Source organism: Fodinibius salsisoli (genome assembly GCF_026229185.1).
In the GTDB taxonomy this organism is placed as follows: domain Bacteria; phylum Bacteroidota; class Rhodothermia; order Balneolales; family Balneolaceae; genus Fodinibius; species Fodinibius salsisoli.
On sequence record NZ_JAGGJA010000006.1, the window covers coordinates 288,622 to 309,219 of the forward strand.

The 20,598-nt window shown below is 44.3% G+C and carries 20 protein-coding genes; 12 read left to right on the forward strand and 8 right to left on the reverse strand.

What is annotated here, in order from left to right; translation table 11 throughout:
* Positions 1–129: 129 nt before the first annotated feature.
* Positions 130–1,224, reverse strand: a complete 1,095-nt coding sequence (locus tag J6I44_RS11080) for a hypothetical protein (RefSeq protein ID WP_265766186.1) — start codon at positions 1,222–1,224, stop codon at positions 130–132.
* A gap of 125 nt (positions 1,225–1,349) precedes the next feature.
* Between J6I44_RS11080 and J6I44_RS11085 the strand changes: the two genes are divergently transcribed.
* The 6 genes from J6I44_RS11085 to J6I44_RS11110 all read left to right on the forward strand — a co-directional run bounded on the left by J6I44_RS11085 (position 1,350) and on the right by J6I44_RS11110 (position 7,415).
* A complete protein-coding gene (locus tag J6I44_RS11085) occupies positions 1,350–2,516 on the forward strand; it encodes a glycosyltransferase family 2 protein (protein WP_265766187.1) in 1,167 nt (388 codons plus the stop codon).
* A gap of 70 nt (positions 2,517–2,586) precedes the next feature.
* Positions 2,587–3,501 (forward strand): tyrosine recombinase XerC, encoded by a 915-nt coding sequence (gene xerC, locus J6I44_RS11090; protein WP_265766188.1) that lies wholly within the window; start codon positions 2,587–2,589, stop codon positions 3,499–3,501.
* A gap of 20 nt (positions 3,502–3,521) precedes the next feature.
* On the forward strand, positions 3,522–3,824 hold the full coding sequence (gene hpf / locus J6I44_RS11095; protein ID WP_265766189.1) for a ribosome hibernation-promoting factor, HPF/YfiA family: 303 nt from the start codon (positions 3,522–3,524) through the stop codon (positions 3,822–3,824).
* A gap of 12 nt (positions 3,825–3,836) precedes the next feature.
* The gene (gene hprK, locus J6I44_RS11100) at positions 3,837–4,868 is read left to right on the forward strand and encodes an HPr(Ser) kinase/phosphatase (RefSeq protein ID WP_265766190.1); all 1,032 of its coding nucleotides are present in this window, start codon (positions 3,837–3,839) and stop codon (positions 4,866–4,868) included.
* A gap of 101 nt (positions 4,869–4,969) precedes the next feature.
* Positions 4,970–5,944, forward strand: coding sequence for a M23 family metallopeptidase (locus tag J6I44_RS11105; RefSeq protein ID WP_265766192.1), 975 nt, complete (start codon positions 4,970–4,972; stop codon positions 5,942–5,944).
* A 106-nt stretch (positions 5,945–6,050) separates the two neighbouring features.
* The gene (locus J6I44_RS11110; RefSeq protein WP_265766193.1) at positions 6,051–7,415 is read left to right on the forward strand and encodes a M20/M25/M40 family metallo-hydrolase; all 1,365 of its coding nucleotides are present in this window, start codon (positions 6,051–6,053) and stop codon (positions 7,413–7,415) included.
* A 14-nt stretch (positions 7,416–7,429) separates the two neighbouring features.
* Here J6I44_RS11110 and J6I44_RS11115 read toward each other — a convergent pair whose 3' ends face one another.
* Positions 7,430–8,119, reverse strand: coding sequence for a TrmH family RNA methyltransferase (locus J6I44_RS11115; protein ID WP_265766194.1), 690 nt, complete (start codon positions 8,117–8,119; stop codon positions 7,430–7,432).
* Positions 8,120–8,196: 77 nt separating this feature from the next.
* Between J6I44_RS11115 and J6I44_RS11120 the strand changes: the two genes are divergently transcribed.
* Positions 8,197–8,637, forward strand: coding sequence for a CBS domain-containing protein (locus J6I44_RS11120; RefSeq protein WP_350356696.1), 441 nt, complete (start codon positions 8,197–8,199; stop codon positions 8,635–8,637).
* Positions 8,638–8,654: 17 nt separating this feature from the next.
* Here J6I44_RS11120 and J6I44_RS11125 read toward each other — a convergent pair whose 3' ends face one another.
* The 4 genes from J6I44_RS11125 to J6I44_RS11140 all read right to left on the reverse strand — a co-directional run bounded on the left by J6I44_RS11125 (position 8,655) and on the right by J6I44_RS11140 (position 12,772).
* Positions 8,655–9,338 (reverse strand): response regulator transcription factor, encoded by a 684-nt coding sequence (locus tag J6I44_RS11125; RefSeq protein ID WP_265766198.1) that lies wholly within the window; start codon positions 9,336–9,338, stop codon positions 8,655–8,657.
* A 111-nt stretch (positions 9,339–9,449) separates the two neighbouring features.
* Positions 9,450–10,142 carry an alpha/beta hydrolase gene (locus tag J6I44_RS11130; RefSeq protein WP_265766200.1) on the reverse strand — a complete coding sequence of 231 codons (693 nt, stop codon included), beginning with the start codon at positions 10,140–10,142 and terminating at the stop codon, positions 9,450–9,452.
* Positions 10,143–10,145: 3 nt separating this feature from the next.
* Positions 10,146–10,862, reverse strand: a complete 717-nt coding sequence (locus J6I44_RS11135) for a potassium channel family protein (RefSeq protein ID WP_265766201.1) — start codon at positions 10,860–10,862, stop codon at positions 10,146–10,148.
* Positions 10,863–10,912: 50 nt separating this feature from the next.
* Positions 10,913–12,772 (reverse strand): TrkH family potassium uptake protein, encoded by a 1,860-nt coding sequence (locus J6I44_RS11140; protein WP_265766203.1) that lies wholly within the window; start codon positions 12,770–12,772, stop codon positions 10,913–10,915.
* Between the two features lie 177 nt (positions 12,773–12,949).
* Here J6I44_RS11140 and bioB point away from each other — a divergent pair, with 177 nt between their 5' ends.
* Complete coding sequence (gene bioB, locus J6I44_RS11145; protein ID WP_265766205.1) at positions 12,950–13,954, forward strand: biotin synthase BioB; 1,005 nt, start codon at positions 12,950–12,952, stop codon at positions 13,952–13,954.
* Positions 13,955–14,435: 481 nt separating this feature from the next.
* Here bioB and J6I44_RS20875 read toward each other — a convergent pair whose 3' ends face one another.
* Both J6I44_RS20875 and J6I44_RS11150 read right to left on the reverse strand, forming a co-directional pair.
* Positions 14,436–14,705 (reverse strand): GIY-YIG nuclease family protein, encoded by a 270-nt coding sequence (locus tag J6I44_RS20875; protein ID WP_350356693.1) that lies wholly within the window; start codon positions 14,703–14,705, stop codon positions 14,436–14,438.
* Positions 14,702–15,613 carry an integron integrase gene (locus tag J6I44_RS11150; protein ID WP_265766206.1) on the reverse strand — a complete coding sequence of 304 codons (912 nt, stop codon included), beginning with the start codon at positions 15,611–15,613 and terminating at the stop codon, positions 14,702–14,704. The genes J6I44_RS20875 and J6I44_RS11150 overlap by 4 nt, the downstream gene beginning before the upstream one ends.
* Before the next feature lie 236 nt (positions 15,614–15,849).
* Between J6I44_RS11150 and J6I44_RS11155 the strand changes: the two genes are divergently transcribed.
* The 4 genes from J6I44_RS11155 (at position 15,850) to J6I44_RS11170 (ending at position 20,358) form a co-directional block, all read left to right on the forward strand.
* Positions 15,850–16,350, forward strand: coding sequence for a hypothetical protein (locus J6I44_RS11155; protein WP_265766207.1), 501 nt, complete (start codon positions 15,850–15,852; stop codon positions 16,348–16,350).
* A 187-nt stretch (positions 16,351–16,537) separates the two neighbouring features.
* Positions 16,538–17,911: a toll/interleukin-1 receptor domain-containing protein gene (locus tag J6I44_RS11160; RefSeq protein WP_265766208.1), complete on the forward strand. Its 1,374-nt coding sequence runs from the start codon at positions 16,538–16,540 to the stop codon at positions 17,909–17,911.
* A gap of 18 nt (positions 17,912–17,929) precedes the next feature.
* The gene (locus tag J6I44_RS11165) at positions 17,930–19,054 is read left to right on the forward strand and encodes an SIR2 family protein (protein ID WP_265766209.1); all 1,125 of its coding nucleotides are present in this window, start codon (positions 17,930–17,932) and stop codon (positions 19,052–19,054) included.
* 281 nt (positions 19,055–19,335) lie between these two features.
* Positions 19,336–20,358, forward strand: coding sequence for an IS110 family RNA-guided transposase (locus J6I44_RS11170; protein WP_265766210.1), 1,023 nt, complete (start codon positions 19,336–19,338; stop codon positions 20,356–20,358).
* Positions 20,359–20,598 lie beyond the last annotated feature (240 nt).

Genomic DNA, 20,598 nt, shown 5'->3' on the forward strand with positions numbered 1-20,598 from the left:
TTCCAAGCGTGGACGCTTGAAACAGCTAATCAAGGACCTTCAGAAAGTTTTTCCCTGTGTGACTTTGTGCCTTTTCTGTGTAACTCTGTGATACAACCTTCAAGAGTTACAAGCGGGAAGGTTTACTATTCACCAGGTCCACTGGTACAACCTCTTGGATCGCTGTACCCAGTGCGGCTTTTGATGAACCTGACGGATACGCATATTCACCAGCGGCCAAAAGATACGCGAGTGGATTCTCTGTGGCCGAATATATTCGGTAATCCCTTCTGCGGATTCCAATACATCCTCAGCAGGTATAGAAAGAAAAGCTTGACTCAGAAATCGCTGATAAAAAGGACCATTATCCACAACCGTTGACTGTTGCACCTCTATTTGTGCTTGTTCAAACCTCAGGCTTAATTTCCTGGATGAGCGAAGCCCAAAAATTGACCAGCTATCATCATTGAGTTCAATCTCCCGAAGGTTTTCTATTACTTTATTCGTATTAGGATCTAACAGCCATGCCTGGTGCTCTCTTGAGCCATCTACCTGATTCTTGACATAATAAATGAGTGTCACAGACTGAAAATGAAACCGCCCCCAATACCAGTCCGTAAACTCCTCCTTCATCGGCTCTTTTCCAGCATTATGATCGTGGTAACCCGTTCCAGAAAAAGAGAGCTGCCGGTCAGACACTCCGGCTCCTTCCAGTGCTAACCGTAATGTTCCCTCAACCTGAGCGCGTGGCTGTGCAAGGTTCCATATATGGCTCTCTGCCATATTATCCGGCCCGTTATTACGTTGCTGGTCTTGCCTACTTTCAAAGATCAGATCTGCCTCCAGTTGATCGCCACACGGCAATTGCTCTTTCAGGCAGAGCCAATAGGCTGCCCCACGATCTGTTTGCCGGACTTCCATTATATGGGCCCCCATCTTTAACTTCGAACCTTCCTCAAAGCTGTAATCTTTCTCCTCAAACTCTGTAAAACTATAGTAAATAGGATTGCCGTTTTCGTAAACAGAAATACTTATTCCAGGATACTTACAGGGAGCTGGCCCCGCCTCTCCTTGTTTTTCAAGGGCATTTATATATCGTGTGGAAAAAGGATTTCCCACATAAAATATGATAACTATATGATATTTTCCGCTTGCAGAGGCCGCATCAAAATACCACCACTGATACCCTCCGGGATGCTGTGCAATCGCTTCTGTATGCTGAAACGGTTCTGACCTTATTTCCATAGGTTGCCAATTAAAAGCTTTATTGAACTATTCGCAAGCCTGCCCCGATCACTTTTATGGATGTGATAGTTTAGCAAAGCCTTCTATGAGTTTGATCTTCGTTTTATCCCTGCTACCTTACTACCATGATTACGTTAATATACATAGCGCTGGGATACCTTCTTATCACAAGCCTGATTCTGCTATCCAATGGGCGTTCTTTAAAGAAGCTGGAATCGGTTCCTCCCGGTTATTTTGAACGACAAGCACCGGAGGTGTGTATCTGCATACCCGCCCGTAACGAAGCCAAATCCATCGAACGCTGCATACAATCCGCTCTTAAACAAAATTATCCTAATCTAAAGGTCCATGTTCTGGATGACGAATCCACCGATGGCACCACCGCTATCCTGGACCGGTTCCAAGAACAGTTCCCCCAGAAACTAACCGTGATAGAAGGCCAACCATTACCCGAGGGATGGCTGGGAAAACCCTGGGCCTGTCACCAGCTGGCTGAGGCTGCCGGTGGAGATATTCTGCTCTTTATTGATGCCGACACCTGGCTGGACCGCTCTGCCGTTTCGAAGGCCGTCCGCCAAATGGGGCAAGACGTTTTGGATTTTATGACGGTTTGGCCCTTGCAAAAACTGGGTACTTTTTGGGAAAAGAATGTAATCCCTCTTATTTATATGGGCATTTTTACCATTTTACCCGTGCGATATGTACATCGCCCTCCAAAATGGATTCCCCCCTTCCTTCGAGCAACTCTCGCTCCTTTTTTTGCAGCAGCATGTGGACAGTTTATGGCGTTCAAACGAAAAAGCTACGATGCTATCGGGGGACATAAATCGGTAAAAAACCAAGTTGTTGAAGATGTAGCACTCGCAAGAAATATAAAACGTGCCGGGCTCACCATGAATATGTATCATGGTGATGATGTTATCCGGTGCCGAATGTACCATTTGCATCAAGAATTATGGCAGGGTCTACGCAAAAATTTCTTAGCCGGATTTCACCACCGCTTATCGCCATTCATCCTGACAGGGTTCCTCCAATTTACCACATACATTTTACCAGTCCTGGCACTACCCTATCTCTTGTTCTCTAATAGCTTATTCCTGCTTGTTCTCTCCGGCATTGCTATTCTGCTAATGCTTGTGCAACGAATTTATCTAAGCCAGTGGTTTAGCTGGAATGCTTTGTATGCCCTGTTGCACCCCTTGGGCGTGGCTTGGTTTCAGGTACTGGGCATACGCGTACTGCTGGATCATTTTACAGGAAAAGCCGTTTTTTGGAAAGGCCGGGAGCTATAAGAGCAATCGACTAAAACGATCTTCAGGTTCCTGTTTATTTTTAAATCCAAAGTCTCCATATTGCCAGTACATGAACAACGCTATAGACAAATATCTGCGGTATCTGACGGTTGAGCGGAACGCTTCATCGCACACCATCACTTCGTACCAAAACGATTTAGAACAATTCTATGTATTTTGCCAGGCTCATTTTCAGCAAGAAGAGCCGGATATCACAAAGATAGAACGGATTACCATCCGGCTATGGCTGGGTGAACTTTCAGAACGAGGGCTTGCTAACAGCACCATCGCGCGTAAAGTAGCAGCCATTCGTTCCTTCTTTAAATACTGCTATAAGCGGGGCATTGCAGAGCAAAACCCGGCCCACCTGTTGATCACTCCCAAGAAAGATCAGCCGCTGCCGAATACGGTTACCGTCGAAGATATGGAACGCCTGATGGACGAAATTATGCAGGGGCAGTCAGTGGATTCAGCCCAAAACCGGGCCATACTGGAGCTTTTTTATGGGACCGGCATCCGTCTAAGTGAGCTGGTTAACCTGAATATAGCAGACCTCAATCTGGATCTTAACCAGATAAAAGTTTTGGGCAAAGGGGCCAAGCAGCGTATTGTGCCCATGGGAAAACGAGCGCAGCAAGCTTTGGAGCACCATTTGCAAAGCCGCGAGCAGCTCTATGGTGAACAGACGGATGATGACGCACGGAAGGCAGTTTTCCTGGCAGCTCATGGCCAACGCATTTATGCCCGTGCCATCCAGCGGATGGTCAAAGATAAGCTACAGCAAGCCAGCGAGGTCACGCAAAAAAGTCCCCACGTCTTACGGCACAGTTTTGCCACACATTTACTTGACAAAGGGGCCGACATCCGGGTAATTAAAGAATTGTTAGGACACGCGAATTTAGCAGCAACACAAGTTTATACGCACACCTCCGTTGAACGGTTGAAAAATGTTTACGAATTGGCTCATCCAAGAGCCAAAAACTAAATCTAATAAGAGGACTCATTATGAAAACTACATTCACAGCACGCCATTTTGATCCCACATCAGAACTTCATAGTTATGCCGAAGATGCTGTACAGAAACTGGATCAATTTTATGATCGGATTATCACATGCGATATCATTTTGCAGCCGGTACCAGACAACGACAATCCACAGCAAGCCGAGCTGAATGTAAAAGTACCCCAAAAATTATTAAACGCTAAAGAACAAGCATCCTCTTATGAACAGGCTATCAATTTGGTAATTGACAATATCACCCGTCAGATAAAAAAATATAAAACGACAACTCTCCATAAACGTTCATAATCATATTCACTTATGCCTTTCGGTAATATTGATGCCATTCCAAGAAATGATAAACTCAGCGTTGCCTACATTATTGAACGCCTGCGTAAAAGCGTACAAATTGAACTCAACGCTTTTGTAACCGAAAGGAATCTTGACCAGCGATACGTCACCGAGGCGGATCTACACCGCCCCGGCTTGGCGTTAGCTGGATTTGTAAAGCTCTTTACTCATCAGCGAATCCAGGTTTTTGGAAATACGGAAAGCCGATACCTAAAAAGTCTATCCCCCAGGGAACAAGAAGAAGCATTCCAAAACTTAGTACAGTTTGATATTCCCGTGCTCTTTTTAACTCACGGCAATACGCTTCCGCAGCATCTTCTGGATATGGCCGAAGAGGCCGAAATTCCTATTTATGGAACTCCTATCGAAAGCAGCCCTTTCCTGCAGATGCTCCGCGATTTTATCGAGGATCAGTTTGCCCTCCAAACTATGGTCCACGGGTCTATGGTAGATGTGTACGGTATTGGCATTCTCATTGCCGGTCAATCTGGAATTGGCAAGAGCGAAGTCGCCCTCGACTTGGTTGAACGCGGCCACCGGTTGGTTTCTGACGACGCCGTTATTCTCACAAAGAAGAATAACATCCTGATGACATCCGCCACCGAAATGAATAAACATTTCATGGAAATTCGGGGTCTGGGTATCATTGATATCATGTCCATGTTTGGGGTCCGGGCTATCCGCTATCAAAAACGACTGGAAGTAGTGCTGGAACTTTCGCTTTGGGACGAAGAATCCCAGGATATTGAACGCACGGGTTTAAACCGGGAGGTAACCAATATAATGGGTATTGATATCCCGCTCATAAACCTGCCGATTACCCCCGGAAAAAATATTACCGTCATCGCCGAAGTAATTGCTATGAATTACTTGTTACGCCACTATGGCTATGATGCTGCTGAAGCTTTCCAGGAGAAAGTAAAGCGTCATATCGCAGAAAAAAAGCAGACTGGCGCTATGCCCGAACAGGCTGTTGACTATTTTGAGGGAGATATTGAATAAAATAGTGTTCTTACTTTCAAAAAAGATCTTTATTTTATACCTTAATCGTTTAAAATTACTGTCTCCTAATCAGATACTTATCTGATTCCTACGTTTAAGATATGTCTTTAAAAAATTATTATTTCTATGATGAGCAGAACTGTGAGTTCGTGCCCGTCAAGTATAATCAGTTAGAACGCATTATATATACTGCTTGCACTTGGATTTTATGCGGTGTTGTTCTATCCGGTATTGGCATTTCTATCCTCTCCTTTTCCATCGGTACTCCGGCTGAAATTGCCCTTAAGGCCGAAAATAATGCTCTTCGTGAGCAGCTTGAACTCACCCAGAATACTATTCATGATCTTGATCAGCAAGTGGATCAGCTTGCAAAGGTTGATAATGAAATGTATCGCTCAATTTTGGGGATGGAAACCATTTCTATGGATGAACGCCAGGCTGGTGCTGGTGGTGCTGATATGTATTCCGAGTTTGATATTTACAGCCAGCAAACATCTGAGATCCTGAAACGGGCTGCTCAGAACCTGGAGAATCTGGAACGAAGCGTTAATATCCAGGAAACCAGTTTTGAAGAAATTCAGGCATACTACAACGAAAACCGGGAGAAAATGACCCATTTCCCTGCCATCAAGCCCACATCCGGAGGTATTATCAGTGGCTTTGGCAAACGTTTTCATCCTATCTTAAAATATCGTCGCCAGCACGACGGCCTCGATTTCCAAGCCGGAATCGGCAGCCAGGTGTACAGCACCGGCGATGGTGTGGTGAAACACGCCTCTCGCAAAGGTACCTTTGGTCGCCTTATTATTGTTGACCACGGTTACGGATTCGAAACGTATTATGCTCATCTCTCTTCATACGCCAAAGATATTGAACCCGGTACGCGGGTAAAACGTGGGCAGCTTATCGGCTATTCCGGGAATACCGGCATGTCTTCAGGTCCGCACCTGCATTATGAGATTCACCAAGACGGTGAGGCTGTTGACCCGTTGAACTTTCTTTTTGTGGATGTCTCTCCAGAAGAATTTGCAAGCTACAAAGAAGCGGCGGAGAAGAGCGAAAAGTCAATGGATTAGTAACACTCCTATTTTAAAGGTATTATGAAAGGCTATCCCATGGCGGATGGCCTTTGTTATTTTGACCATTTATTACTGCAATAATGCCATCTGACCCGCAACTGTTATGACTACTTTTATCCTCCGCTCTCTCTTTTGTTCTTTTTTAGTCTGGGCTCTCCTCCCCTATCAGGTGGTTGCTCAGTCGAACTATGATGTTTCCGCCTATACAGACGAAGCGCAACAAATTATAGACGCCGCGCTGCAGGATGGAGAATCTTTTAAAAGACTTACTTATTTCACAGATACTTTTGGCCATCGGCTAAGCGGATCCGAAAGCCTTGAACAATCCATCGACTGGATTCTCCAGGAAATGCAGCGTCAGCCCCTTGATCGTGTGACGACCCAAAAAGTGATGGTTCCACACTGGGTACGCGGCGAAGAATCGCTTAGCCTGGTATCTCCCAGGTCCTTGCACTTGCCTATGCTTGGCCTCGGTGGAAGCGTTGGCACCCCGCCGGAAGGTATACAGGCAGAAGTGTTAGTCGTCAACAGTTTTGACGAACTTGAGGCCAAAGCTCAACAGGCTAAAGGTAACATTGTACTCTATAATGTTCCCTTTACGATGTATGGTGAAACGGTGCAGTATCGATTACAGGGAGCCATAGCCAGCCTGGTTCGTTCTGTGGGCCCTTATTCTATGCAAACACCCCACGCCGGCACTTCCAACTATGAAGAAGGAACTCCAAAAATTCCGCATGCTGCTATTACATCCGAACATGCTGCTATGCTGGAACGTATGCAGGATCGGGGCCAAAAAGTTACGGTTAACCTTTCGATGGAAGCTGAGACCCGCCCCGATAAATTATCCAGAAATATTATTGCTGAGATAAAAGGTTCTGAAAAGCCCGAAGAAATAGTGGTCATGGGTGGTCATATCGACTCCTGGGATGTGGGTCAGGGGGTGATGGATGATGCGGGCGGATGTTTTGCTGCCTGGGAAGCCCTTCTGCTTATGAAGAAATTAGGGCTCAAACCCAAACGTACGGTGCGGGTAGTCATGTGGACCAACGAAGAGAATGGATTGCGGGGCGCCACCGCTTATCGAGACTCTGTGAAAGCAGACGGTTCTATTGATGATCATATATTAGCCATCGAATCTGACAGCGGAGTTTTTGAACCACGCGGTTTTGGTTTCACCGGTTCGGATAATGCTTTTGCTATGGTTTCTGCTATTGGACAACTACTTGAGCCTGTTGGCTCAGAAACTATTTCCCGCGGCGGAGGCGGGGCCGATATTGGCCCGATCATGCGTGAAGGCGTGCCCGGTATGGGATTACAGGTAGATGGATCGCGCTATTTCTGGTACCATCACACCGCTGCAGATACCATCGACAAGCTGGATGAAGAAGAATACCAGCAATGTATTGCCACCATGGCCATCATGGCATTTGTAGTTGCTGATCTACCCCATTCTTTGCCTCGAAAGTGATCCGACAGTGTTCATTAATCTTCATTCTGCCCCTCAAAGAATCGTTCTTCCAGCTTATCTGCTGCTCGAACGGAATTTCGAAGCCACTTGTGTTGCAAATCCAGTTTTTCCCGGGGACTCAACTCCCAGTGCGCCGCTCCCTTGCGCAATCGGCCGGAAAGTTCATACAAACAAAGAGCGGCACTGACCGAAATATTAAAACTCTCACTGAATCCTACCATGGGAATTTTAGCGTAACCGTCGGCCATAGCAATCGCTTGCTCTGAAAGGCCAGTCAGTTCAGACCCAAACACCAGGGCCGTCTTTTGATCCAGTGGCACTTCATCAATATCCATATCACCAGTATGGGGCGTAGTTGCAATAAGCTTGTATCCCTGCTCTTTTAATTTCTGATAACAATACTTCGTGTTATCCCTGTCCTTTTTGCGATATTTAGACAGCGTCAACCACTGGTCGGAACCAATGGTTACACCCTTCGAGGGATTAAACTTATTTTCATTCTCAATAATGTGCACATCCTGAACCCCAAAACAATCGCAACTTCGTAACACCGCACTGGCATTGTGGGGCTGATAGAGGTCTTCAAGAACTACAGACAAGTAACGAGTCCGTTTATCCAGAACATTATTTATTCGCTGCCAGCGGTTTTCAGTGATAAACTGCTGCAGATAGGTTACCAGCTTCTCTTTACTTGCCTGATCCATAATAAAATTCAATATGTATTAATCTTTTATAACTGTTATAATACTTGTCGGTACTTATTTTTTAAAAAAAGGAGGAGATTATGATAGTTCGGGACATTTTAAAAAACAAAGGATACGATATCCATAGCATTTCTGCTGATCAAACGGTTTTTGAAGCTATTGCTAAAATGGATGAATTAGACATTGGAGCCCTGGTAGTGATGGATGGAAGCCAGCTTATGGGCATACTAAGTGAACGAGATTATCGGAGTAAGGTAATTCTCAAGGGACGAACTTCCAAAGAAACGAAGGTCAGTACTATCATGACCGGAGATGTTATTTGTGTAGGGCCTCAAGACTCCGTAGAATCGTGTATGTCCATCATGACGGATAAAAAAATACGCCACCTGCCGGTTTTAGAAAACAATTCGGTGCGGGGGGTCATATCCATCGGAGACTTAGTCAAAGCCATTATCTCAAAACAGAAAGGAGAAATTTCTCATCTGCGGCATTATATCCAGGGAGAATACCCGCGCTAAGCTAATGGCATCGTGCATCAACTTTTTGGGCAGCGCAAAATAAAGCCTTTTTTGCGAACGGTGTCTATGTATTCCTCATCAGAGTGATCACGAATCTTTTTGCGTAAGTAACTGATATACACATTGATGTAGTTGGTTTGAGTATCAAAGTGGATATCCCAGACGTTTCCTGCGATCTGTTCCTGTGTTACAATATCGTTTTTATTCTTCAGCAGGTAAACCAACAGGTTGTATTCATTATTCGTCAAGTCAACTTTGGTACCGTTTACCCAGAACTCTCGTTCCAGCATTTTCACCTTCAAATTGCCGCAACTTAATACCTGGTTGGTATTATTGGTGTCGTTACTTCGGCGATCAATAGCCTCGATACGGGCTAACAGTTCTTCGGTATTAAATGGTTTGGTTAAATAATCATCGGCCCCAACCCGGAGGCATTTTACTTTCATGTTCGTCTCCTGTTCGGCGGAGAGGATAAGTACCGGTGTGGTTACCTCTTCATCCCGAATAGTCTTGCATAGGTCGAATCCATTGCCATCGGGGAGACCTAAATCGAGCAAAATCATGCTGTACGAATTTTGTAAGGCTTTATCCTGCCCACCCGTGGCCGTTTCCGCAATATCCACTTCGTATTCTTGCTTCTTTAGTACTGCCTTCACCAATGTTCTTACTGATGGGTCATCCTCTATTATTAAAATATTCATAACTATAAGAGCTATTTACCGTTCCCTGGATAATATATTCACTTCTTGATTATAACCAACTGTACTACAATATGCGAGACTTTAGCGTCATAATAAAACTTATCTTTCATATTATTGATACCCGAGCCCAATAAACCAGTCTTTTGCTTCAGTCAGATAAGAATCACTAAGGCGATGGGCAGCCTCCAGTTCTCTAAAAGTAACATTAGCCCCCCACTTTGACAACATCCCGCAACTCTTTTTTTGAGGTGCACTTTTGACACTCCTATCCTTACTACCATGTAAAGCCAGTACGTTCAGATGATCGTATGCCCCTTCCGGATCCTCAAATACTTCAGTTTTTATTCTGCTGCCTATCACCACCAGGTCCTCCAGGTATTGATATCGCGACAGCCCAAAATATCCTGCCAGGTAGCCACCCATCGAGTAACCGACCACCGCCGTGCGTGATGGAGTGACCTGCTGCAATACCGTATCCAAAATATGCTGAAGAAAGACCGAACTACGTTCAAGAGAATGCACAAATTGCGACTGATTTCCATCATACAGGTACCAGGCCCGCCCCCAATCGTCTACCTTCTTTTCCCGGCTGCGATCGTAAACGGGATACGGCGCCTGTACAAACAAGTGATAAGCTTCCAGGGAGAGTAGCGATGACACCTGCTTTTGGAATATAGAAATGTTCTGACTGAAACCATGCAGATACACCATCAATGGTTTATGCCCATCATTCCCAACCTCTAAAAGTTTATAGGGCACATCTATACTGAATGATGCTTTCCCCGAAAACAACAGTTCGCCCATTGACTAATTTGTTTCTATCAGTTTATTAATGTTTTCCTGCGTTCCCATGATAACCAGCCGGTCATTGGGCCGTATTTTAGTTTGTCCATTTAACACTCCCAAAACTTCCATCTTTACCTTTTCCTGTTCTTCATCGTCTTCGAAACTCAATTTTTGCTTCTTGGGCCGCTTGATCGTTAATAAATTCACTTCGTAGCGTTCTCTAAGTTTGAGGTCCACAAGAGAATAACCGTGCATCCCGGCGGGCGACTCAACCTCATAAATGGCGATATCTTCGCTGAGCTCAAAATAATTGTTAACCGATATATGGACCAGCTGCGTGGCCATCCGCTCCCCTTCGTCATGTTCCGGATGGATAACCTCTTTAATGCCGATCCGGTTAAGGATAGCCTCCTGGGTACTGCTTCCGGCCCGCGCAATGATTCGAGGCACCTCAGCTTTAAGCAACTCCATCGCTATTAAGACCACCGGTTCAAAAGCTTCACCAATGCCTACAATGACGACATCTGCGTTAAAGACGCCGTGCTCGGCCAGCATCTCAGGATCCGTAGCATCAAACTGAACCGCCTCAGATACATATTGCTGGATCTCTTCAACTTTTTGAATATCATGATCCACGGCCATTACATACGCTCCCAGTTTTGACAGTGACTTCGCTAAAGAAGAGCCGTAGGCACCGAGCCCAATCACACAAAACTGCTGATTTCCATTCTTAGCCATAACAAGTAAGTATTCTTTTCGATAGCATTTTCATATAAACGTGCTTCCTTTTAAGCCACAATAACACTTTCTTTGGGATATTGATACTGCTGCTTGTCGACACGTTTGGCAAACGCCAGGGCTAAGGTAACGCTTCCCACCCTGCCGATAAACATAGACAATGTAACAATACTTTTGCCGGCGGTTGAAAGGTCCGACGTTATGCCCCGGGAGAGCCCTACCGTTGCGAAGGCAGAAAACTCTTCAAAAAGCAGATCCAGGAACGGCAGGTCTTCGGTTATGGTCAGTAACATGGTAAACAGAAACAGGCAGGCCGCAGCGAGGGTAAAAGCCGTCATCGCCGTATAGATAGTCGAACGTGGAATCGTTTTCTTTGCGACCTCTACCCTGCTCTTTCCCCTGATGGTTGTTATCACCGTTAACATAAGCACGGCAATGGTCGTTGTTTTAATCCCTCCCCCTGTCGATGCCGGGGAAGCCCCAATTACCATGAGTGTCAAAAAGACAACGGTCGTGCCGTCGGTCAGGGCCCCGATATCCAAGGTATTGAAGCCGGCCGTACGTGTGGTAATGCTTTGGAAAAGGCCCAACATCAGTTTATCAGAGGTTGCATAATCTTGCAATGTATGATTCCATTCCAGGGCTAAAATCATAACCGCACCGCCAACGATCAAAAGACCGGTTGTTATAAGCACGAGCCGCGTATGCAGGGACCATTTCCGGTTCCGTATCTTACGACGCGGATTCCCCCGCACCAGTTCCCAGATGGTCGTAAATCCCAGTCCACCGACGATAATCATGAACATGGTGGTAATATTGACTCCCGCATTGAGGGCATTTGCCGGATCTGCCAGGCTATTGCTAAAAGTAGAAAAGCCCGCATTACAAAAAGCGGAAACCGCATGAAATACCGAGTGGTAGAGCCGGTTCCCCGGATCTGGCAGCACTCCTTCCCAACTCAAATAATAACCCACTACCCCTACAGCTTCCACAAAAAAGGTTAGCCCGACAATACGTTTGATGGTACTAAACGTCTCGTGGGCCCGATCCTCGCTAAGCACATCCCGCAGAAACATCATTTGCCCCACCCCAAGCCGGTCGCTAATAAAGATAGCAAAAAGCGTGGCAAAGGTGATAATGCCCAATCCCCCTAACTGTATAAGAACCAGGATAATAGACTGCCCCAACGTCGTAAAATGGGTGGCCGTATCGACCACAATGAGTCCTGTAACACAGACGGCACTCGTGGAGGTGAATAGCGCATTGACAAAGCTTAGCCCCTGTCCGTCCACGGTTGTAAGCGGCATCATCAACAGGAAGGCCCCAAACAGGATGATAAAAGCGAAGCTACCGACAATCACCCGGGCCGGGTGACGCTGCACGGAAATAAGGATCGGTGAAGCCTGTATGACTTTGGCAACCACCAACAGGATCAAATAGATTTTCGTAAGAAAAACCAGGAGCCGGAAGGTGTTATCGATATCCAGCAGGGAGCCCCACACCAGAAAGATGCTGTCGATCCCCAGCAGGTAGAAAAGCGAGGCCACAGCCAAAAGCGACAGTAGCAAAGCCTCCAAAAGATGACTTTTGATAAGCTGCAGGCGCTGGGAGGTGAAAAAGATGCGACTCAAAAACAGTCCAAAGAACCCCAGTACAATCACAAACTCTAAATAGCTGTTGAGCCGCTGATACTCCGTGGGCAGCTCAAATCCAAAGGAGCCCACCAGGCTTGCCAACGCCAATAACATCAGGGAGAGACTCAATCCCCGAAAATAAGGCCGAAGACGGTCATTGAGATCGTAAAGCTCAACTTCTACGCCCCGAAAGTCGTTGCGGTACTTTTTGTAAAGCCGCCGCCAGCGGACAACGAGCTTTATGTAGATCTTTTTCAATTCTTTAGAGAATTTCATTGCCCCGAATATAACCAAAATTGTCTATGCCAGACAACACACTCATATTTTGGGTTGTTCTTTTGCCAACGTTGCCTAAAGCTGTTCAACGCTGTTTTTTAGATTGGTATTTACGATTCATCCCTCTTAGTTTGGGAAAGAAATTGACGAACTATCCACGGAACTAACATTTTACTTATGGCAGAGATACGAACTGACTGGACCACCGACGAGATTTCCGAGATTTACCACACGCCGCTGATGGAACTGATCTACCGGGCGGCAAGCGTACATCGCGAACACCAGGAAACCGGTGAAGTGCAAGTTTGTACCCTGCTTTCCATCAAGACCGGCGGATGCCCCGAAGATTGTTCCTATTGTCCACAGTCCGCCCATAACAATACCGAAGTGGAGCCCGGCAAGATGCTCGACCGGGAGGTCATTCTCAGCGCCGCCCACAAAGCCAAAGAAGCCGGCAGTACCCGCTTCTGTATGGGCGCCGCCTGGCGTTGTGCCCGCAAGACCAAAGATTTTGAACGCGTACTGGATATGATTCGCGAGATCACCGACATGGATATGGAAGTGTGCTGCACGCTGGGTATGCTCGATGATGAGCAGGCCGCGCAGCTCAAAGAAGCTGGACTTTATGCCTACAACCACAACCTGGACAGCAGTGAAGACTTCTATAACCGCATTATCTCTACCCGCAAGTACCAGGATCGACTGGATACCCTTGGCCGCGTGCGTGACAACGATATCTCGGTCTGCTGCGGCGGTATCATCGGGATGGGCGAAACTGACGAGGATCGCATCGAACTTATCCAGAACCTGGCAACCATGCCCGAACATCCCGAGTCGGTGCCCGTCAACGCCCTCATTGCCGTGGAAGGCACCCCGATGGAAGACCAGCCCAAGGTGCCCTGGCAGGATATGGCACGCATGATTGCCACCGCTCGCATCACCATGCCTGAATCCATGGTTCGCCTCTCTGCCGGACGTGTAGACATGAGCATGGCCGAACAGGCGCACTGCTTTATGGCCGGGGCCAACTCTATCTTTACCGGCGAAAAGCTACTTACCACGGACAACAATGAGCTCGGTAAAGACATGAAGATGTTTGACATCCTGGGACTCACCGCCCGCGAGGCCTTCAAAGACGCCAAAGAAGAGCACCTGCCCGAGACCGTGGAAGCAGCTGAATAGGCCCTCCCTCTTGCCTGCTTTTACCGGCTTGGACCAGCATTTATTTTCCACACCATGACAATTCTGTGCGTAATATTACCGCTTTACCAAATCCATACCATCTCCCCTGCCAGTAGGAGTTGGTACGGAGAAGGTACGGAGGAAGTAAGGAGTTGGTGCCCGGCAAAATAGTTGTTGGCACCCGATAGGCTTAGTAAATATTTGTTGGAAAATCAACTTTAGGATCAAAACCTTCTTTACCGCCCAGGCTGCATTCCCAACGAGCATTAATCAAAAGGTATCGATCGGACTTTTACCACGTTAGAAATTGTGTTCGTTAAAATACTTCTTCATTCGATTCCTTAAATATCGCTTTCCCATTCCGGATTGTTTGGAGCCACGAAAAGACAAAAGTTATTTATTTAAAGCATCCGCCGGACTTTTAATGACACTACCCTTATTTTTTATAACGTGTGTGTAGATCATTGTCGTTTTTACCCCGTTAGAAATCTTGCTCGTTAGAATATTTTTTAACCCTATTTCTTACGTATCGTTTCCCCATTCCCGATTTTAAATATTTCTCTCTTGCTATTGCGTCATCCTTATTAAGGCACCCTTCAAAATAGATTAATTTTAAAGGTCTTCTATTCTTTGTAGAATAGCACTGACCTGCCTTATGTTCTTTCAATCGCCTTTTAAGATCATCAGAATAACCTGTGTACCATTGACCATCTTTTTCACTTTGTAAAACATAGACATAATAGAAGTTCATAGTGTTAAATTTCTAACGGGGTGAACATTTTTGTGTCCCAGCAGTTCCTGAACGGTTCGAATATCGTATCCATCTTCCAATAAGTGGGTAGCAAAACTGTGTCGTAACGTATGACAGGTTGCATGCTTATTAATATCACTTTTTTCCACGGCCTTCTTGACTTTTCGTTGTATAGTTGTATCGGAAATATGATGCCGGTGTACCAATCCCGAACGTGGGTCTTTTGCTCTTTGGGATGATGGGAACAGATATTGCCACTTAAACTTTTTAGCTGCATTGGGATATTTTTGTGACAGGGCCTTTGGAAGCAACGTTTCTGCGTAGCCCTCTTTCACATCTTTTTGATGAAGCCTTTTCACCTTTTTGAGCTGTCCTTTTAGCTTCTTTTTAGTTACCTGGGGCATTATGGTAACCCGGTCTTTTTTTCCTTTGCCCGAACGTACCTGTATTTGGTTATATTCAAAATCCAGATCCAATACTCTCAGGCGGAGGCATTCGGATATTCGCAGACCGGCTCCATATAGCAATTGGGCAACAAGTTTCGAGGTTCCGTCCATATTCTGCAATACCCTCTCAACTTCAACAGGTATTAACACGACCGGCAGTCGTTTAGGAGTTTTTGCTCTTTTAAAATCCATCATTTCTCTGAGTGGTTGGTCGAGTACCTTCTCGTACAAAAATAAGATAGCACACAACGCCTGGTTCTGCGTTGAACCGGCGACCTGCCGCTCTTCAGCCAAATAATTCAAATATGTGACAAGGTCGTCTTCATTCATTTGAGAGGGATGCTTCAGATTATGAAACTTGACATACCGAATGACCCAGTTCACATACGCCTGTTCCGTTTTGTAGCTATAATTTCTGCGCCGGATTGCTGTTTTGAGTCTGCTTATTAAAGATTTTGACATATTAAGATCTCTCTTATTGAAATTTGATTCTATTAGTAAGACCCTCAAAATGCCCAATCCTTACAAAAAAATTATATCACCCTGTTATCGCAACACTATGTGCGATAATATCACCAGATAATGCATTATTTGGATTTATATGGAATTTTCAAGAGTATTATCGCATGTTTGATAATATGTTATCGCGCATACACTTTTATATAATTATAGGTTAGGCAAACATCAGTAACTCATTCATGAAAGATCCCAGTTATCCCAAACTAGATTCTGAATTAGAGAGACAGCTTGATAAAATTTCTCCCAGTTTTGACCGAGATTTAGCCTATAAACCTTGCTTAGTACATTTAGATACAGACAACAAAGTTGTAGATCGGGTTTACGTGATTAACGCAGAAGACTATATAAAACATTGGGGCGTTTGGCCGGAAAATGATCGCGGAAAAAACTATATAAACATATCACGTGTGATCAAAATAGCAGAAAGCCCATCTAGGTTACCTGCTGAAATTGCTAATGAAATTTACCAAGCTGGTGAATCAGGCATGGGATATTCTGTATTCACTCTGAAGTTTACTGATGGAACCTCCAAAGCCTATGTAACAGGAAATGCAGTAGATTTTATAGATTATCCTGAAGGTAAATCAGCAGATGATATACTATCTGTAGAACCGCATGTAGGTCGTGAAAGAGCAGTACAATCTAGGACTAGATATTTCTGGTGCCTATATTCAAAATAAATGTTTGCCTAACAAGCGCATTAACGGCTGACACGGCCGCGGCGTTGGTTCGATCCCTTGCTATTTCAGAAATTTGTGCCCTTATTTAATCCAAAATCCCCGTGCAGGTTATGCGCGGGGGCGTTATGTGGCTTAAAACCATTCTCTAAAAGAATACTGAATCTAGTTAAATAAAGTCCAGATAAAATTGTCTGATATTTTTATTTCTCATGCCAGTGAAGATAAAGGTAAGCTTGTTCGCCATTTAGCAAACAAGTTAGAAGAGGAAAATTTATCTGTTTGGTATGATGAGCATACCTTGAAGCCCGGTGACAGTTTAAGAAAGTCTATAGATGATGGATTACAGAAATCAAAATATGGGCTAATAGTATTGAGTCCATCATTTTTTGGAAAACACTGGCCGGAATGGGAACTCAACGGCTTAGTACAACTTCAAAATAGTTCTGAAAAGAATCGCATAATTCCAGTCTGGCACAATGTAGATCACAAAGATGTCATGCAATACTCTCCTGCATTAGCAGACATTGTTGCTATTAAAAGTGATTTGGGAATTGACTATATCGTTAAACGGATTTTAAATGTGGTTAAACCTGAAGTCTCATCGTTAGTACACGCTCGATCCCTTTTGCAAGACCTTGGTTACTCTCCGCCTCCTCCTAAAGATGAATGGTGGTTAGATGTGATAGAGTATGACGGCTCTGACTCAAATATCTTTGATTGGGCATTTCATGTTGGGTTTCTTCCTAAAGATCCATTAAAGCGAGGAGAGTTGTTAGCAAAAAAAGCGATACAACGAAAATGGCAGGAAATAGTAATTGAAGAAAATATCTCTCAAGCAACTAATCCTGAAAGTCTAATACGTGTTATTGATTCAATACCAGGTGCTTTTAATCTATTGAAAGAATCGATTAATTATACAATTTGTTATGCACCTCAATTAACAATCAAAGGTTTCGAGGGACCTTTTAAATCTCAAATCAATGAATTGTATGAAAAAGATCTAGAAAGACAATCAAAGCAAGCTAATTCAGAAAGTGGAATAGCATTGACGACGCATGGGGAAAGCCCTTCTTGTAGCCTTAAATTTTCACTACGACATCCGAATTTTGGTTTTTATAAACCATCATTTGTCACCTGTCAATTTGTTCAAGGTGAACTAATGGGACCCACTCCCAAAATATTTGATCATTTTGACTATTTAGTTTGGCTCTTATCAAACGATTCAAACTGGTTGCCATCATCTATAAAACAATACTTAATTGATGGTTTTTTAGATTGGAATGTATGGATGTGGAATGGTCCACCCAGCCGTAGTCCAGATTATATAAAAAAATCAAATGTTACAGGTAGTCTGAGGAAGCAAATATATACTACCGCAAAAGAAGATTCAGAATTCCAACTTAGTGATAATAGCTTAAAAGACATCCATGAGCGTATAGGCTGGTCATTAGAATTACTTGAGATCGATAGCGCTATAGAAGAAATTTCAAATCAATTTATAGACGGCGGATTTATAGAAAGTTGCATTGATGAATATAGAGACAGAGTCACTAATAAATAACTAATTAGTCATAGAGATATGGATATAAGTTTCCTTTTAGGATCAGGTATTTCGATACCTTCAAAAGTATCTGGAGTAGATCAAGTAACTGAAAAATTATTAAAAGGAAAATGGGCTATTCAAAATAATCAATACATTGAGGTTGATGATGAAGATCATAGAAATGATCCAAGAATCCTTAGCATCCAAAAACTTCTACTTCGTATTCAGGAAAGATACAGCAGTGACCATCATCGTCTTAATTATGAAGAGCTATTTTATGTAGTTGATTCGTTTAAGAATTATGATTTGCACCCACATGAAAATTTTATATACGAGACTGAATTCAACTACTTTGAAGAGTTTTTTAATGAAGTACTAAAGCCTGATAAGTGGTATGACTTTGAAATGGTATTAAACGAAATATTCAAGTTTTTTCAGTCTACAATAAGCTATGTTCTTCAACAACATGATGAAATAAAAGGATTTGAATTATTAGAGGAAATCCAAGAAGATCCCGAAGTAGAAATTTGCAATTTATTTACATTGAATCATGATGTTTTAATTGAGAGATATTTTGATCAAAAAAATTTTGATTATAACTCCGGATTTAATGAAAAGGATGGTGATGTGAACCTTTTTAATTTTAATAGTTTAGAATCGAATGAAGATGATTTCAGGATAATAAAACTTCATGGTTCAATTAATTGGTTTTCATTCTCGCAAGAATCTGGGAGGATTAAACAAACTAGATATGGAATTCCAGAGGCGAAAAAAGAACTACATCAGCTAAAAAATAATGAAGGAGAAAATTATGAGCCTTTATTTGATTATCCACATTTTTTATCTGGTACACAGAATAAAATTATAGACTATAACAATAGTACATTTTTTGAATTGCGAAATTACTTCTTTCGAAAACTTGAGCAATCAAACAATCTAATAGCTTCTGGATATGGATGGAGAGATGATGGAATTGATCAAGTTATCTATAATTGGCTCAACAAAAGCAAAAATAATAGAATCCACTTTTTATATGATAACCTAGAGGATGATACAGGTTTTAGAACCTTAGAATTTTATAAATCACGCGACCAAATTGTAGACTACGAAGTTTATCTTCAGAATGCAGAGTGGTCTAATATCAAGCAGAACCTTTCATAATATTTCTACTCGCCACATAACCCGCGCATTTATTAGACTACCCTACCGACTTGAGATGCCCGACAACGTCTCTCATATTTAACAATACCAGCACGGCGGGAGACAGGCTAGCCCGCGCATCAGGCCTCGAGCCTAACCCTTGAATTAGCCCTCCCGCCGATGGTATTACCAAAACCTAAATAGCATTCCAGCCGGGATCACTCCCAGGCTACTAATAGAGTCAGGTTCCGTAATACAATGCTGGTATTATCAGCATACCATTAATAAAATGTGCATTTGTTATGGATACTACAACCCCCACGTCCTATCACCATTTTCTGGGCATTGATGTGTCAAAAGATACGATCGACTGTTGGTTGCGTCCCCGCGGGGAATACAGCCAATGGACCAATCGAGACGAAGGCTTCCAGCGCCTGCACCGGTGGCTAAGCTCCCACAACTGCCCTCAACCCCACACCCTCATCTGTATGGAAAATACGGGTATTTACAGCGACCGCCTGTTGGCCAGCCTTAGCCGTCGGGGCTGGAAATGCGCCCTGCTTAAGACCACCGCTGCTAAAAAAGTAGCCCCGGAACACCATCGCAAAGATGATCGCTTTGATGCCCGCTTGCTGGCGGAGTATGGCGATCGCTACGCTGACCAGATTAGCCCCACGCCTCCGCCGAAAGAGCCTGTCAAACAGCTGCAGCAGCTGTACGCCGAACGTCAGCGGATTATTAGTGCACGCAATACCACCCAAAATCGCAGCCAACAAGCCACCCACGCCCTGGTGCCCTCTCAGTTGCTCGAGGAGCAGTGGCAGCAACAACTGCAGCTATATGAGCACCAAATAGAGCAGCTGGAAGATCAGATTCACCAACTCATTACCACTCATCAGGGGCTGAATCGGTATTACCAATTGCTGCTGAGCATCCCTGGGGTAGGAAAAGTTACGGGATGGCCCTGGTTGATGTTGTTTTACGGGCAAGAAGCTCTCAACCACAAACAGATCGCCTCTCGCTTTGGATTTGCTCCGCATCGCTTCAGCTCTGGTTCTTCCGTACGAGGTCGGACGCGCTCCTCCGGACACGGAAACAGCCAGATGCGATCCTGTATGACGATGGTCGCCCGTTCGGTGAGTCATCACTACGAACGGTTTGCCCGCTACAAACAACGAAAACTTGACGAAGGGAAACCGTGGCCAGTCGTCCGAAATAATCTGATCAACAAAATGATTAAGATCATCTGTGCCATCTGGAATAGTGGCCAGCCCTACCGGCAAGACTATGAGTCTCGGTTTGACCGGCAGAAAAATGCGGCCTAACACTTGACAAAGTCATAGCATTCAAGGGGACACGCCTCGCCCCCACTTGCCACCTTCTGGCTTTTTAGCTCATCGTTCATTATTTAATAAATCAACTTTCATTCGCGTGCACCTTATGCGCAATGAACTGTGTTGAAAGTCAAGCAGCCAATGCCTTTTTTTCTTCAAATGGTTCGCACTTACTACCTACGGCAAATGCCTGTCGAAGCAGTTTATGAGCAATGGCTACCTTAATCACTT